Below are 13,443 nucleotides of genomic sequence, written 5' to 3' on the forward strand. Positions count from 1 at the left end.
ATGCATCTAAGTCATAATAACTACATTTCAATGCTTTTTTCGACATGTGCAAGCGGATGAATCGGCGCGACTGTCGGAAACATTCACTGACTTTGGAGAAACGATGCAGACATTTCAGGCAGGGGCTGAGGAACAGCTTGCATCATTGCAATCTGCAAGCGCGATGGTCCAGACGATGATTCGCGGGGTGCGTGAAATGGAAGAAAAGATCAGCGGGACGTTAGCGATTTCGGAAGAAGCATCTGCGGCGGCCGAAGAGGGAAGTGAGGCTATTTTAACGTCAGGACAAAAAATGGATCAGCTTGAGAATACGATTAATGAGTCAGCTGGGCGGATCGCACGGGTTGCCGAAGATGTAAACAATGTGATTCAAAAGGTTTCATCGATTACACAAATTGCGGAACAGACGAATTTACTTGCACTGAATGCCTCGATTGAAGTGGCGCGAGTGGGAGATGCGGGGAGTGGATTTTAAGTTGTAGCCAATGAAGTAAGGAAACTTGCTGAGAATACGAATGAATTTGCCAATGATATTTTTACGTAATTGGAAAAAACGCGTGAAGAAATGCGGGCTGCAGTGGAACATGTAGAATCAAATACGGACGCAATTCGCGAAGGAGTCGAAATCGTTCAAATTGTGGGTGCATCGATTGAAAAGTTAAACGATGCGCAAGTACAATCAAAATCAGCTGTAGAAAGTAATAGTGAGTTTGCTGATAAACTGGCAAAAGATGGGCGGGAATTAGAAGTTATTATTGAAGAAGTGAATAAGATAGCTGAAAGTTTCACTGTTAGAATTATCGAAACGGTTGCGAATATGGATGGGCAAATTGAAGGAATTCAAACACTTGCTAGTGATGCAGAAAGATTGACTGGACAAGCATCTGCATTAAATAGAACGGTACATAAATTTAAGCTTTCGAATAAATGGAATGTAATCTATGAAAAAATTTCAAACATTTGTCAAAATAGTTTACGAGTTGAGCCTTTGTCGTGTATGATGGAATAGTAAATAGGTTTAAGTAGTGATACGAGGGAGGTTATTATAAATGGCTTTTGTAATTTTAGAGCCTTGTGCTTCTGAAAAATCCGGTGAATGCGTAAGCGTCTGTCCGGTTGATTGTATAGAGGAAGGTCCAGATCAATTTTATATAGATCCAGATATTTGTATTGACTGTGGCGCTTGCGTTGCAGTATGTCCAGTAGACGCTATTGTTGAAGAATATGACTTACGTCCAGAAGATGAAAAATACTTAGAAAAAGCGGAAGAATTTTACGCAAATCGTTAATATTATATCTACTATATGAATAAATCCCTTTACTACAAACTTGGTGTTTTGGTAGAAGGGATTTTTTATATCTTAAAATTTGTTAAAATTCTGTCAAAATTGGTGAGTATGTTACGCTAGCATTATGTTACACTCATGGAAAGTATTGGGGGTGGGTATTTTGAACAAACAGCTAATTTTATCAATTGAAGGATTATGTAAAACATATGAAACTGCTGGTGGATCTATTTGTGCGTTAGATAATGTTTCCTTTCAACTGGAAGAAGGTGAACTACTTGCAGTGATGGGTACAAGTGGTTCTGGAAAAAGTACGCTTCTAAACCTGATCGGAGCAATGGATATACCTACTGCAGGGGAAATCAAACTAAATGGTATTTATGAAGAGGGGATGTTTAAGGAACCTCAAGCGACTGTGTATCGGAGAGAAAATATCGGATTTATTTTTCAATCGTTTAATCTGTTAAAAGATCTATCCCTCGAGGAAAATATTGCACTACCCCTCGTATTAAAAGGGGAGACGGATGCGGATATTGATCGTAAAGTTACGAAAATGCTTGAAATAACAGGGTTGAATAAATGGCGTTCGCACCGTCCAGTTGAGTTATCTGGTGGCCAGCAGCAACGTGTCGCAATTGGAAGGGCACTTATTACATCACCGCCGATTGTGCTAGCAGATGAGCTGACAGGGAATTTAGACTTTAATACATCAACAGATATTTTACAGACATTGCTTGAGATGAAAAAAGTGTTCAATCAAAGTATCGTTCTTGTGACACATGACCCTTCTGTTGCAACGTATGCCGATCGTGTTTTGTTTTTTCATGATGGGAAAATTGTCGATGAATATACGTGCACGAGAACGGATGAAGATATGGATATCATTTTACAAAAGTTCAGGCATATCTTGGAGCGATCGGCATGATTAAGTCAATACGTGGAATTGCGTTCAGGTTTTTTAAGGAAAATAAATTAATTGCGTTCACATCGATGATCGGTGCGATGATTTCCATTTCATTGATTATTACGATGGTTGTTTTTGTCTATGATGCAAAAGCAGCCCTTATTCAAGAAGTTGAAAAAATGTACGGAAAGATGGATCTTGCTGTTGGATATAATCCTGAACAACAGCTGTTTATTGATGACTCGTTAAGTGAGGCATTGGGAAGCCAAGAAGGTATAATGAGTTTTTCAGACGTTTTGTTGACTCATTATACGATCGATGAACTTAGTCAAAGCTATTATACAGTTGGGGTTGAAAATGATCCGCTTGCTAAAAGCAGGTATCATTTTACGGAAAATATTGCCGCGGATGAAGTGGCTTTAAACAACGGTTTGGCAAAGCTTCTTCGGATAGAAACGGGGGATCACATTTCGATAGAGGGTAGTGATTTTACAGTTAAAGAAATTCTTCCCGACCTTGAGGAAGTGGGGCCTGTTGCTGACATATTACTGCTCAACCGAGAGACGATTGCACAGTTGGAATTCCAAAAAACTGGTGTAGATAAACGCGCTGATTATATGATGTTTGAAGTAAGTGAAGCGACAGATGTTTATACGCTAGCACAAACGTTGCAAGGTATCGATGCGGAACTTCGGGTAGACATAGCTGCGGAAGACGAGTTTTTAAAAAGTAATTTAGATTTATTATTTCAATTCATGATTGGTCTATCAATTCTAGTTATTTTGATCACCGCACTTTTTATTATTTCTAATTTTGAATTATTTTTATATAAATATAAACATGAACTCGCTATGTTAAGGTCAATCGGAGCTACGAGGCGTCAAGTTTTTTTAATTATTATTATTCAATCAGTAATTATTAATGTTGTTGGAGGGGTGACTGCACTATTATTTAGTTTTGGTGCATATCGATATTTGCAATCTGTTTTAGGCAAAATATTTTCAGTGACGACGGAAGCGTTAACCTATAATTTTTCCATCGCCATACTCGTTGCTGTAATAAGTATGGGAGTTATTCAACTGTTTATGTTCATTCCCGCATACCGAAGTAGCCGTCTACTCCCGATGAAGATAATGCAAGAAAATGAGGAGCTGGACTTTTCCCATACAAGTTTACGGAAAAAAATCGGGTTTTCTGGATTGGGGGGTAGTCTGCTATTTATTTTAATTGGTGTCGTTTTTAATGATTTTCGTATTTTTATTCTCGGTGGTAGTATTGGTTTTTTACTAAGTAGCATTTTAGTAGTCTCACTTTATTTGCCAAAGTTTATGGAGAAACTTTTACCGATAGTGCGACGAGTGTTAGGAAATATAGCGTTTATTTCGTTGAAAAATACAATTCCACAGGTGAAGAAAAATACATTTATTGTCTTGATTATTAGTGCACTTATGATTATTGTCGTGTTTGGCTCGACATTTATTCAAACAATTCAACAATCGGATATTAACTACATAAAAAAGCAATATGAAACGGAAATTGTTGTGACAAACAGGATTGTGGACAGCTCGGAAATAAATGCAATTGAACTGAGAGAGGATATCGCACATCTTCGTTCTATCAAAAATGTCAGCACCCAAAGCGCCCAAGATCTCGGGATGATCGAATCGGAGGATGGGCAGAAGTATGCAGATTATTCATTTGCAGATATTTTTGAGATGGGTGAACAAAGGCTTATTGAAACATCAGTGAATAATCCGGATCAGATTATTGTAAAAGAAAATTTTGCTGATGAACATGGATTGGCCATAGGGGATGTGATAAGTCTTTCCATTGAATCTGATAATGAACAGTATAAATATCTCCAACAAGCGGAGGTCGTAATAGCAGACATTGTCAAAGTTTTCCCATTTCCAAATGAAATTAGAGATTTGCTCATCGACTGGGAGACGACCGTGTTTGATTCAAGTTTTAAAACGTTTGACAGGGTATATGTTGAAGCGGAGGACACAGCGCTCGCTTTAGCAGAGCTAGAAGAATTAAAAGGAATTTATCCAGAGATTCAGGTAAATAGTTTAGCAGAGTCGCTTGCGCAATCTAAAGAAATGATGGCACAACGATGGATCATCTTTATCGTCGTGTTAGTTGTTATTTTGTTGAGTGTTTTGTTCGGCGTTGTCAATACACTTATTAATAATATGAATGCGAAGCGGAAGGAATTTGCAGTTTTACGAGTAATCTATTTGAAACCAAAAAATATTATTCAAGTAATGATGACACAAGTTACGACTTATATTGCGCTTGGCGTTTTGCTTGGGATTGTTCTAGGTGTTATCTTCACATATCTCGTTAGTTTAGTAGATCCCGTTATATTAAGTTTTAATTATGTGTTAATAGCGATCATAGCAGTTGTTGTTTTTATCCTTGCCTATATCGTTTTAGTTCCTTTTGCGAATAGATTAGGAAAATTAAGTATTGCAAGAGAGTTAATGCAAGATAATAAATAATGGATAAGCTTTTTCCGGAAAAATATAAGACGGGAGTGGCTGCGCATCTTTTATTGTTATTTGGAATAACAGGTGCGCGACTCCACCTTTTACTAGCCAACTTGACGCGCAATCATATATTATACCGGTCGCATCTTACACGATAAACTAGTCTTCCACTTTTTCTGCGATTTTGCTAATAATCCATCGCTCAGCAGTCTCTTCACTTACTGTATAAATTTTCCCCGCGCGTAGCAGCTCGCCTTTGTACATTGTTTGAACATTCATTTTTACTTTCATCATCGTTTAATGCTCCTTCAAATTACTATATCAATTATACACTATTCAGACGGTAACGAACATTTCTCTGTACAAAGTCTCTAGGTAAAAGTGATGGAGAATTTATTTGATGTTTATGATACAGTTGATAAGTCGTTTTGTTTATTTTTTTTGAAGGAAGGGTATAAAAAATGGAAAAATTAGAGGAAGATAGTTTACCATTAAATGTAGACGAAAAAGGTGAAAAACTAAATCCGTGGTTGACGATTTGGTATGCACCGCGAGCTACAATGAGATCAGCAATAAATTATAGGAATTCAAAACTATTAATCTTTCTTGCGATCATGGCTGGAATTACTGAGTTTTTTGACCGAGCAATTAGCGACAACTTAGGAGTACATATGAATTTTTGGGTTGTCCTGCTTATGATCATCGTTGTAGGTGGAATTATTGGAATCATTTCCTGGTTCATTTGGTCAGCAATTAATTATTATGTAGGAAAATTGTTGAAAGGAAAAGGCACATACGATGAAATGCGCGTAGCCATGGCGATCTCCTTTATACCATTCGCAATAAGTGTAATTTTTTGTTTTTTAGATGTTTTGTTTCTCAGAGAAAAATTGTTTACAAATGCTGTGTTATCTCCTTTTCAAATAGGTTGGCTCCTTTTATCGGCGTTTTTTGTATTCATTTTAGCTGTCTGGTCTTTCTTTTTAATGATCAAAGCAGTCGCAGAAGCACACCAATTTTCATCTTGGAAAGGTTTGTTGACACTAATTATTCCAGCGGCAGTCATATTTGTGCTTGTGTTAGGAATTGTATTAGTAGCGCTTTGACCTTGTCATGGTAAGTACAAGTTAGTGTAATCGTGCCCGTTTTCGTTAAGTTGAGATAAAAACGGTCACGATTAATCTTTAAACTTGCCCATTTTCGTTAAGGTGCGATAGAAACGGTCACGATTAATCTTTAAACTTGCCCATTTTCGTTAAGGTGCGATAGAAACGGTCACGATTAATCTTTAAACTTGCCCATTTTTGTTAAAGTGCGATAGAAACGGTCACGATTAAGCCTAAAACTTGCCCATTTTCGTTAATGCGCGACAGAAACGGTCACGATTAATCTTTAAACTTGCCCATTTTCGTTAAAGCGCTATAGAAACGGTCACGATTAAGCCTAAAACTTGCCCATTTTCGTTAATGCGCGACAGAAACGGTCACGATTAATCTTTAAACTTGCTCATTTTCGTTAAGGTGCGATAGAAACGGTCACGATTAATCTTTAAACTTGCCCATTTTCGTTAAGGCGCGATAAAAACGGTCACGATTCCATGTTAATATATCCAATTTTTATGTAGCATGCACAATCATCAAGATTCTGATTTTAATATTTAACTTATTCAAGCTTGAAAGAATATATCTTAATGATACTTATAGTGCGCTCCTCGACCTTCGCCCACTAATAACATATTCTTTTTTAATATTCTTCTTATACTTTTTTGTGAAATAATTTTATTGCACCAATTAAATATTTTGGTTGGAGTAATTCTTTTATCTGGAAACAATAGATGAAATTCTGATATAGAGCGAATTACAGCGGTGTCAACATGTTCCTGGAGTCTGCATTTTTGGCAATAAAGAGATCCCACAGTTAATCTCTCCACAAACCCATTGCACTTGGAACAGACAATACCCTTGCGCAACTGGTCATAATGATATTCGGGCAACCGCTCCCGTGATGAATTTGGCAGATGGAGAGCGACCAGCTCTTCGGCCAAATTCGTATGGCGCATCGTCAACTTGGATGGTGTTTGATTCAATTTTTGTATATAGCGTTTTAATTGTGTTGGGAAAATAAGAGATTTGTCATAAGGAGCCCGGTAGAGTGTAAACTCGGGGTTCACGAAGACGAGATATGCTTCTACTTGGAAGGGGACACCAATTTGCTGTAGAAGTTGCCGGAGTAGGTATTCACTCCGCTGCAACTGTAGAATAGGATTTCTGATTTCCTTTCTAGAGTCTACCGCATACCATTTGTCGTCTTTAATAAAAAAGTCCCCTTCGAAATTTTTGACTTCATTCATTATTACTGTGTTTTGATAGAGTAATAGATTATCGATCTGGAATTCAGTTTGGTTAGATTCTAATAGAAGATCATACAGTCTAATACATTTACTATGAAGCTCATTCTGTAGTAAATGGAAAAATTTACGCTCTCCTTCATACCCTTTTTCAAGATTATGCAGATTTTTCCTATCAGGGGGAGCCAAATCCATTCGGGGGTTTACATGAGAGAGGATTTGTAATTCAAGAGATTTTCGAGGTTTACTATGAGGCATGTACTTCATCCTTTCAAGTTAAATGATATGTCTACCATAGCTTAAAATTTTAGAAAATTCAAATTTACTACTAAAATTACATGAATGAATACTCATTCATCCACAGCGTTAAAAAAACCAATCCTAGTTGTCGATCAAACAGAAATTGGACTGGTTTGCTTTTCGACTATGTCATTTAAGTTAACATTTTTCATGGACTCTACTTGCAAATCGACATGATCAAAAGTTGCTCCTTTTGTTAATGTGCTTGGAATGGCAACCGTAAATAAGTTTGCCCGCTTTGCCGCAAGCGAACCGATGACTGAGTCTTCAAAAGCGATTGCTTCTTTAGGATTGACTTTAAAATAGGTGACTGATTTTTTGTATATTTCTGGAGCAGGTTTTGGTTGTTTTACATGATCTGACGTATACACATTGTCAAAATAACCACGAATGTTCAATGTGTCTAGAAAATAATTTGCCCATTCAGAAGGGGAATTCGTTGCAAGACCGATATGAAGTCCAGCTTGTTTTCCCGATTCTAACATTTCGAGTACACCAGGTAATGGCTTTTCTTCTTTAATAAGTTGTAAAAATGTTTCTTTATGGATTTCCTGGATTTTTTCAAAATTAATGTCAAGCCCTGTTTGTTCTGAAACATAGTCACACGCTTTTTTCGGAGTACCTACACCACCGACCCATTTTCCCCAGATATCCAATGTGAGATTGTAATCATAATAGAGAAATGCTTGCTTGTATGATTCATACAACGATTTTTCCGTATCAATAATCGTCCCATCTAAATCGAATATTAGTGCTTTTACCATTATTTATTTCACCTCCTTTACTTTAATCCTAACGAAAAATCACCTAAATAACAACCTTTCTAAGCAGATTTTACATACGTTTTACAATCGATGGTACTTGGCAGAAACAAAAATTGTTAGTTAGAAGGATCGAAAATTATTGTCACGTGGGAGTTGGACATTTAGTGACGCTCGCAACTTCAGATATGTATGAGGGAAATATACAGATTATCCTTACATAAAATTTTCACTGAAAAATAAAAAAAGTAGATCCACTCCAGAGTTGTTCTGAAATGAATCTACAATTTTCACCCTTCTTTTTTCGATATTTCACTTAGTTCTTTTGGCACTGCTCGATACACAAGAAATGCCAGGAGAACTGCGATGACAGTCATTCCAAAACCAATGAAATAGACAAGTTCTACACCAGCTACCATTGCTTGATTTATTGTCAAGGCATCAGTTGGATTTTCTGCTTTTTGTAAAAAGTTTAATTGGCGTGCATTCATGATACTAATAAATACAGATACACCGATGGCACCTGCAACCGGCTGTAAAGTCGACATTACTGCAGTTCCATGAGGATATAACTGTTTTGGCAATTGGTTTAGTCCATTCGTTTCGGCGGGCATCATAATGGCTGAAACAGTTAACATAATTAAAATAAATCCAGTAATGAGCACCCAAAGAGGGGTATCCATATTTAAACGGCTGAACATAAACATCGTTCCACTTAGAACAATGCTAGCTGGTATCATCAATAGACGTGGACCAAATTTATCAAAAAGATGCCCCATAAACGGTGACATGAGCCCATTTAATATACTTCCAGGCAGTAAAACTAACCCTGCTGTTGCCGCAGATAAAGCAAGTGGTCCTTGCATATATATCGGCAAAATAATTTCCGATGCGAACATTGCCATAATAATAATGACAAACATCAAAACGGCATGGGTATACATTGGATATTTAAAAACCCGTAAATCCATTACAGGCTCTTCCAGTTTTAGCTGTCTGATTGAAAATAAAACAATACCAATGACTCCAACAACTATTGCAATATACACATTTGGACTGAAAAATCCTGCTTCACTTTCTCCGACAGCACTGAATCCATAAATAATTGACCCGAAACCAATCGTTGAATAAATTATTGATAAAATATCAATTTTCGGCTTCGTCACTTCTGAAACATTGATTAAATATTTATAAGCAAACAGAATCGAGAATAAAGCAAAGGGAATGACGGTAATAAATAAATAACGCCAACCTAAATATTCTACAATAATCCCTGATAGTGTCGGTCCAATAGCGGGAGCAAACATGATAACAAGACCGATTAATCCCATAATTTTACCACGCTTATGCGGTGGATAAATTAATAAAAATACATTAAAGATGATCGGCATGAGCAATCCAGTTCCAATTGCTTGGATTAACCGTCCGACTAATAATATTGAAAATGTTGGCGCAATAGCACTAATCGTTGTTCCAATAGTGAATACAATCATCGTACCTAAAAATAATCGTCTCGTAGTAAACCATTGTAGTAGTAAAGCAGAAACAGGAATAACGATCCCCATCACTAACATAAAACCTGTTGCCATCCATTGGACAGTTGGTAACGTAATATTAAATTCATGCATCAATGTTGTAAGTGCAATGTTTAATAACGTCTCATTTAATATCGCAAAAAATGCACCGATGATTAATGAGAGCATAATTGGCAACACTTTTACATTAGGATCGTCCGCCAAAAACTCATATTTCTTATGTGTTTTATTATCTTTCATATACGAAAAACTCCTTTCGGTTCGGAAATAATAAATTGGTTTGAACTTGTGTGAATGAGCGGAAAAAAGGAATGTGTATACGAGGGAAGAAAGAGAACTTCATATAGACGCATGCAAATAAAAAGAAGGAGAAATGTCTCCTTCTAAAATTACCCATATAGAGTTTTCCTAATATCGACAGACCCATTCCGAATACCCTACACACACAAGTAGAGTCATTTTGCTATTCAATTAGGCAAAAATAGTTAATCGGAATTTGATGTATGTCATTTTAATAAAATCCTCCGTTCGAAATAGTAGAAAATAATCTTACCATTTTTGTTGAGTATAAGCAAGTTTTAAAAAATACAATTTAATTGCCTAAACCATCACGATTCACCGCTAATCGAGTCGCAAGTCGAAAGAATAGACACGATTCATTACTAACGTACCTCATTTCAGGCACAAGTAGCTAGAACGATCACGATTCATCGCTAATCTACCTCTTCTCAGTCTCCAGTTGAAAGAACTGACACGATTGATCACCGCAAATCGGTAGTTATTCCAACCAACTATTGACAACTAAACCTAACAATGTTAGCTTAATACTGTATACGAGGAGGGTTAGAATGAAACGCCAAGAAACATTAACTCAAAAGAAAATTATTCAAGAAGCCCTTGCAATATTGGATCAAAAAGGTGAAAAGGGATTAACGATGCGTCGTCTTGCTGCAGCATTGGATGTGAAGGCTGCTTCCATTTATCATCATATACCAAACAAAGATGTCCTTATACAAAAAATAGTTGATTATTTGATCGAAAAGGTTTTCATATCTAGTGAAAAGTCAGAAAATCTGACGGAAGCAATTTGCTCTTTTTCGATGAAATATAGAGAGATATTGCGAATGCATCCAGGAGCAGTCCCCCTTGTAGCAACCAATCCCGTTTCAGTTGATAAAGGCGCTGAGTTGGTGAAACCATTGTTATCTTTAATAAAAAAAGAAATGAATGAAGAACAGGCACTTCAGATGATTCAATCGATTGCTGTATTCATCAACGGTCATGCACTTGCGGAAGTCGGAAATTGGCCAGAACCTCCAACAACTTCCCAAAGTTACTATAATCAATGGTTTGAAACGGGCATAAAAGCTTTAATAATTGGTTTTAAAAAACAATATAAAATTAATGAGGAGAATAAATAATGTTTATCAGCTTGCTTATATTGCAAATTGTTACGTTGATTTATCATCAAGTGACTACAAGAGTTGATCTTTATCCTTTTAATGCGGTTCGCTTCTATTCAGAAAAAGAGCGCCAGATAGAAACTACTGTCAATGGCGTCGTTATGGGAATACCGATCATTTTTACTTTAACTCAAAATCCCATATTGATTAGCATCGGCGGATGTATATGGATTCTTATTATAACGGGTGCTATATTAAATTGGTGGCTACCTTATGTAACAGGACAAGAGTTTTACAAAATGTCGAAAGAAGAAACATGGGTAGAAACGTATGAAAGAATTTTCGCAAAAACAATTATCATTCTACCCTATCTGAAAAATAATCCACGCCCTAATTTGGAGCATATGATCCTGCACTCGTTAATCTTTTGTTCAATGACTTTTTCATGGGTTTATATATTCCTTGCTTAATAAAGGGAATCGACAGTTACAGCCAACACTACGGTAAAACGAAGGAATTTTAACAGATGATATCGATGGTTGGTCAAAGATTGCTATTTCTGTTTTGTTTTCAAAAAATATACTACTTCGAATAAAAATATAATCAAAAAGTATAAAAACACGTGATGAAGCAATGAAACGTGTGGGAGCCATTTCAAAACGAAATACAGCGGGTAAACATTTTATGGTGGAAACTATCGATAGTGATGAAAATTCTCTAGGTTTTTCTCTAAAATACAAGATAATAAGATAAAATCCGACAAAATTAAGGAAGATGAAAGATTGGATGGAACGTTCGTCATCCAAATGAACGAAGAAATATTCAGTGACCGCAATAGACAAAGAATTAAAAAAATATTACAAACATTTAAAATTAGAAAAGTGGAAGTCCCCGATGTAGTGTAGAACTTCATTATGAAAGTTCTACCACAACGGGGACTTTCACGATAGTTGGGTGAACAGGATTTGTAAATTAAATTCATAGGTACATTCCTCTTTTTCCAAAAATAATCTAAGTGATCGTCTATAAGAACTGGATAAATATTGTAGCCTAATTTGAAAGTGAAAATGAAGAACAATTATAAATAGGGTGAATAGTTGTAATAAAATGAAAAATATGGTAATATTATTACAGGAAACAAAAAATATTAAAAGGGAGGAAAATTAACATGAGATAAAAATATTGGTTGGTTGTCGTACTAACTGTATTCTATTTATTGGCTAGTTCTATCCCTAGTCAGGGTGAACTATCTATTTATGCGGAAGAGGGTGGTAATAGAGGAGAATAGAGGAAATTATGATTTGGCACATGATGTGGTTTGCTTCCAGAGTACCAAATATGAGAGAAGTCCGCATAAATGGGATAAAAAAGTTGTATTAGTAAATTTGGTTGGATATGCGGTGCTATTGGAATAAAACTCCAAATGCCTGGATATTTAGCATGTGCTGCCGGAACAGCAGTATCTTGTTGGATACCGGCTTACAAGGTTTGAATAGCAGGTAAATGGAGGGTAAATTGTCCAGTCTAAATTTAAAGAAAGGTATAATATCACATGAAAAATATAAATTCAAATGAGACTAAGGCTAGTAAGTTAGGAGAATTAAAGTCTAATATATTCGCTATTTTTATTGGGATTACTTTAGGAATATACACAATAATGTTAATATACTTTTATAACAGGTTCAACCCTACAATATGGATGACATTATTTTTTCTTGTGTTATTATCTATAGGATTATTGATTGCGAATCAAATATCGAAAAGAATAAGTAACAAAGATGAATGTAAGATACATTGGGTTACTTTTGTAACCTATGTTGTTATAGGAATAATATATTTTCTAACAAGAACCCTATAGTAGTGTGGGAAAAATAAGATATAAATATTATGGCTTTTCGCTAGTAGTAAGAAACCTCGGGCACATTCTTCTGTTTTCTTTAATTTTCTCAAGTATTTTATGCTATTTCTGTTTGATTTTCAAAAAATATGCTACTTCGAATAAAAATATAATCAAAGATACCCCAACCGCAATTGTCAAACTATTGTTTTGATTTAATCCGATGAATAATCCGATAGCATACGATGCGAGAATCCGGATAAGCATCATAATTAAAAAATAAAATATCCGCTGACCAACGATATACTTCACAACTATCTCAATGATATTATCAATAGAAAACAAATATACTAACAAAGCAATGGCTAAAAAAATCACTTGATTCGTATTTATATCCAATGAAAACAGTATATTAATAGCGTTTGTGGAACCAACTAACACAAATAAAAAGAATGCAATAGTCCCAGTTGGAAGTAAAGCGAGTAAAATCACTACAAAAATAACACCGAAGAAGCCTAACTTTTCCTTTTCGGTTTCATCTTTATTTCCAGTATAAACTAATTTAAAAATCAATATGA

General features: G+C 35.8%; 13 protein-coding genes. 8 read left to right on the plus strand and 5 right to left on the minus strand.

Annotated features, from left to right (window positions below; all coding sequences use genetic code 11):
- Positions 1-103: 103 nt before the first annotated feature.
- The 5 genes from SPD89_RS16490 to SPD89_RS16510 all read left to right on the plus strand — a co-directional run bounded on the left by SPD89_RS16490 (position 104) and on the right by SPD89_RS16510 (position 4,694).
- Complete coding sequence (locus SPD89_RS16490; RefSeq protein WP_336263045.1) at positions 104-475, plus strand: methyl-accepting chemotaxis protein; 372 nt, start codon at positions 104-106, stop codon at positions 473-475.
- Positions 476-544: 69 nt separating this feature from the next.
- A complete protein-coding gene (locus tag SPD89_RS16495; protein ID WP_336263046.1) occupies positions 545-1,009 on the plus strand; it encodes a hypothetical protein in 465 nt (154 codons plus the stop codon).
- 40 nt (positions 1,010-1,049) lie between these two features.
- Positions 1,050-1,289: an indolepyruvate ferredoxin oxidoreductase subunit alpha gene (locus SPD89_RS16500; protein ID WP_336263047.1), complete on the plus strand. Its 240-nt coding sequence runs from the start codon at positions 1,050-1,052 to the stop codon at positions 1,287-1,289.
- 124 nt (positions 1,290-1,413) lie between these two features.
- Positions 1,414-2,211 (plus strand): ABC transporter ATP-binding protein, encoded by a 798-nt coding sequence (locus SPD89_RS16505; protein ID WP_336263048.1) that lies wholly within the window; start codon positions 1,414-1,416, stop codon positions 2,209-2,211.
- The gene (locus SPD89_RS16510) at positions 2,208-4,694 is read left to right on the plus strand and encodes an FtsX-like permease family protein (protein WP_336263049.1); all 2,487 of its coding nucleotides are present in this window, start codon (positions 2,208-2,210) and stop codon (positions 4,692-4,694) included. The genes SPD89_RS16505 and SPD89_RS16510 overlap by 4 nt, the downstream gene beginning before the upstream one ends.
- A 147-nt stretch (positions 4,695-4,841) precedes the next feature.
- Here the strand turns inward: SPD89_RS16510 and SPD89_RS16515 are convergent, their stop codons facing one another.
- The gene (locus tag SPD89_RS16515; protein WP_336263050.1) at positions 4,842-4,976 is read right to left on the minus strand and encodes a hypothetical protein; all 135 of its coding nucleotides are present in this window, start codon (positions 4,974-4,976) and stop codon (positions 4,842-4,844) included.
- Between the two features lie 167 nt (positions 4,977-5,143).
- Between SPD89_RS16515 and SPD89_RS16520 the strand changes: the two genes are divergently transcribed.
- Positions 5,144-5,788 carry a Yip1 family protein gene (locus SPD89_RS16520; protein WP_336263051.1) on the plus strand — a complete coding sequence of 215 codons (645 nt, stop codon included), beginning with the start codon at positions 5,144-5,146 and terminating at the stop codon, positions 5,786-5,788.
- Between the two features lie 581 nt (positions 5,789-6,369).
- Here SPD89_RS16520 and SPD89_RS16525 read toward each other — a convergent pair.
- From SPD89_RS16525 to SPD89_RS16535, 3 genes are all read right to left on the minus strand, one after another.
- On the minus strand, positions 6,370-7,287 hold the full coding sequence (locus SPD89_RS16525; RefSeq protein ID WP_336263052.1) for a nuclease-related domain-containing protein: 918 nt from the start codon (positions 7,285-7,287) through the stop codon (positions 6,370-6,372).
- Positions 7,288-7,421: 134 nt separating this feature from the next.
- The gene (locus tag SPD89_RS16530) at positions 7,422-8,093 is read right to left on the minus strand and encodes an HAD family hydrolase (RefSeq protein ID WP_336263053.1); all 672 of its coding nucleotides are present in this window, start codon (positions 8,091-8,093) and stop codon (positions 7,422-7,424) included.
- Between the two features lie 287 nt (positions 8,094-8,380).
- A complete protein-coding gene (locus SPD89_RS16535) occupies positions 8,381-9,865 on the minus strand; it encodes an MDR family MFS transporter (RefSeq protein WP_336263054.1) in 1,485 nt (494 codons plus the stop codon).
- A 608-nt stretch (positions 9,866-10,473) separates the two neighbouring features.
- Between SPD89_RS16535 and SPD89_RS16540 the strand changes: the two genes are divergently transcribed.
- Together SPD89_RS16540 and SPD89_RS16545 are read left to right on the plus strand one after the other, a co-directional pair.
- Entirely contained in the window at positions 10,474-11,046 is a 573-nt protein-coding gene (locus SPD89_RS16540) for a TetR/AcrR family transcriptional regulator (RefSeq protein WP_336263055.1), read from the plus strand.
- Positions 11,046-11,498, plus strand: a complete 453-nt coding sequence (locus SPD89_RS16545) for a hypothetical protein (protein ID WP_336263056.1) — start codon at positions 11,046-11,048, stop codon at positions 11,496-11,498. Before SPD89_RS16540 ends, SPD89_RS16545 begins: the two co-directional genes overlap by 1 nt.
- A 1,490-nt stretch (positions 11,499-12,988) precedes the next feature.
- Here the strand turns inward: SPD89_RS16545 and SPD89_RS16550 are convergent.
- On the minus strand, positions 12,989-13,443 hold a 455-nt coding region (locus tag SPD89_RS16550), incomplete at its 5' end, for a hypothetical protein (protein ID WP_336263057.1).

Origin of the sequence: Pseudogracilibacillus sp. SO30301A (genome assembly GCF_037072025.1) — a bacterium.
Classification (GTDB): Bacteria; Bacillota; Bacilli; order Bacillales; family Amphibacillaceae; genus Pseudogracilibacillus.

Coding starts and splice junctions, on each gene's coding strand:
- SPD89_RS16520 (WP_336263051.1), top strand. CDS start 5,144: ATGGAAAAATTAGAGGAAGATAGTTTACCATTAAATGTAGACGAAAAA.
- SPD89_RS16510 (WP_336263049.1), top strand. CDS start 2,208: ATGATTAAGTCAATACGTGGAATTGCGTTCAGGTTTTTTAAGGAAAAT.
- SPD89_RS16535 (WP_336263054.1), bottom strand. CDS start 9,865: ATGAAAGATAATAAAACACATAAGAAATATGAGTTTTTGGCGGACGAT.
- SPD89_RS16490 (WP_336263045.1), top strand. CDS start 104: ATGCAGACATTTCAGGCAGGGGCTGAGGAACAGCTTGCATCATTGCAA.
- SPD89_RS16505 (WP_336263048.1), top strand. CDS start 1,414: ATGTTACACTCATGGAAAGTATTGGGGGTGGGTATTTTGAACAAACAG.
- SPD89_RS16530 (WP_336263053.1), bottom strand. CDS start 8,093: ATGGTAAAAGCACTAATATTCGATTTAGATGGGACGATTATTGATACG.
- SPD89_RS16540 (WP_336263055.1), top strand. CDS start 10,474: ATGAAACGCCAAGAAACATTAACTCAAAAGAAAATTATTCAAGAAGCC.
- SPD89_RS16525 (WP_336263052.1), bottom strand. CDS start 7,287: ATGCCTCATAGTAAACCTCGAAAATCTCTTGAATTACAAATCCTCTCT.
- SPD89_RS16515 (WP_336263050.1), bottom strand. CDS start 4,976: ATGATGAAAGTAAAAATGAATGTTCAAACAATGTACAAAGGCGAGCTG.
- SPD89_RS16545 (WP_336263056.1), top strand. CDS start 11,046: ATGTTTATCAGCTTGCTTATATTGCAAATTGTTACGTTGATTTATCAT.
- SPD89_RS16500 (WP_336263047.1), top strand. CDS start 1,050: ATGGCTTTTGTAATTTTAGAGCCTTGTGCTTCTGAAAAATCCGGTGAA.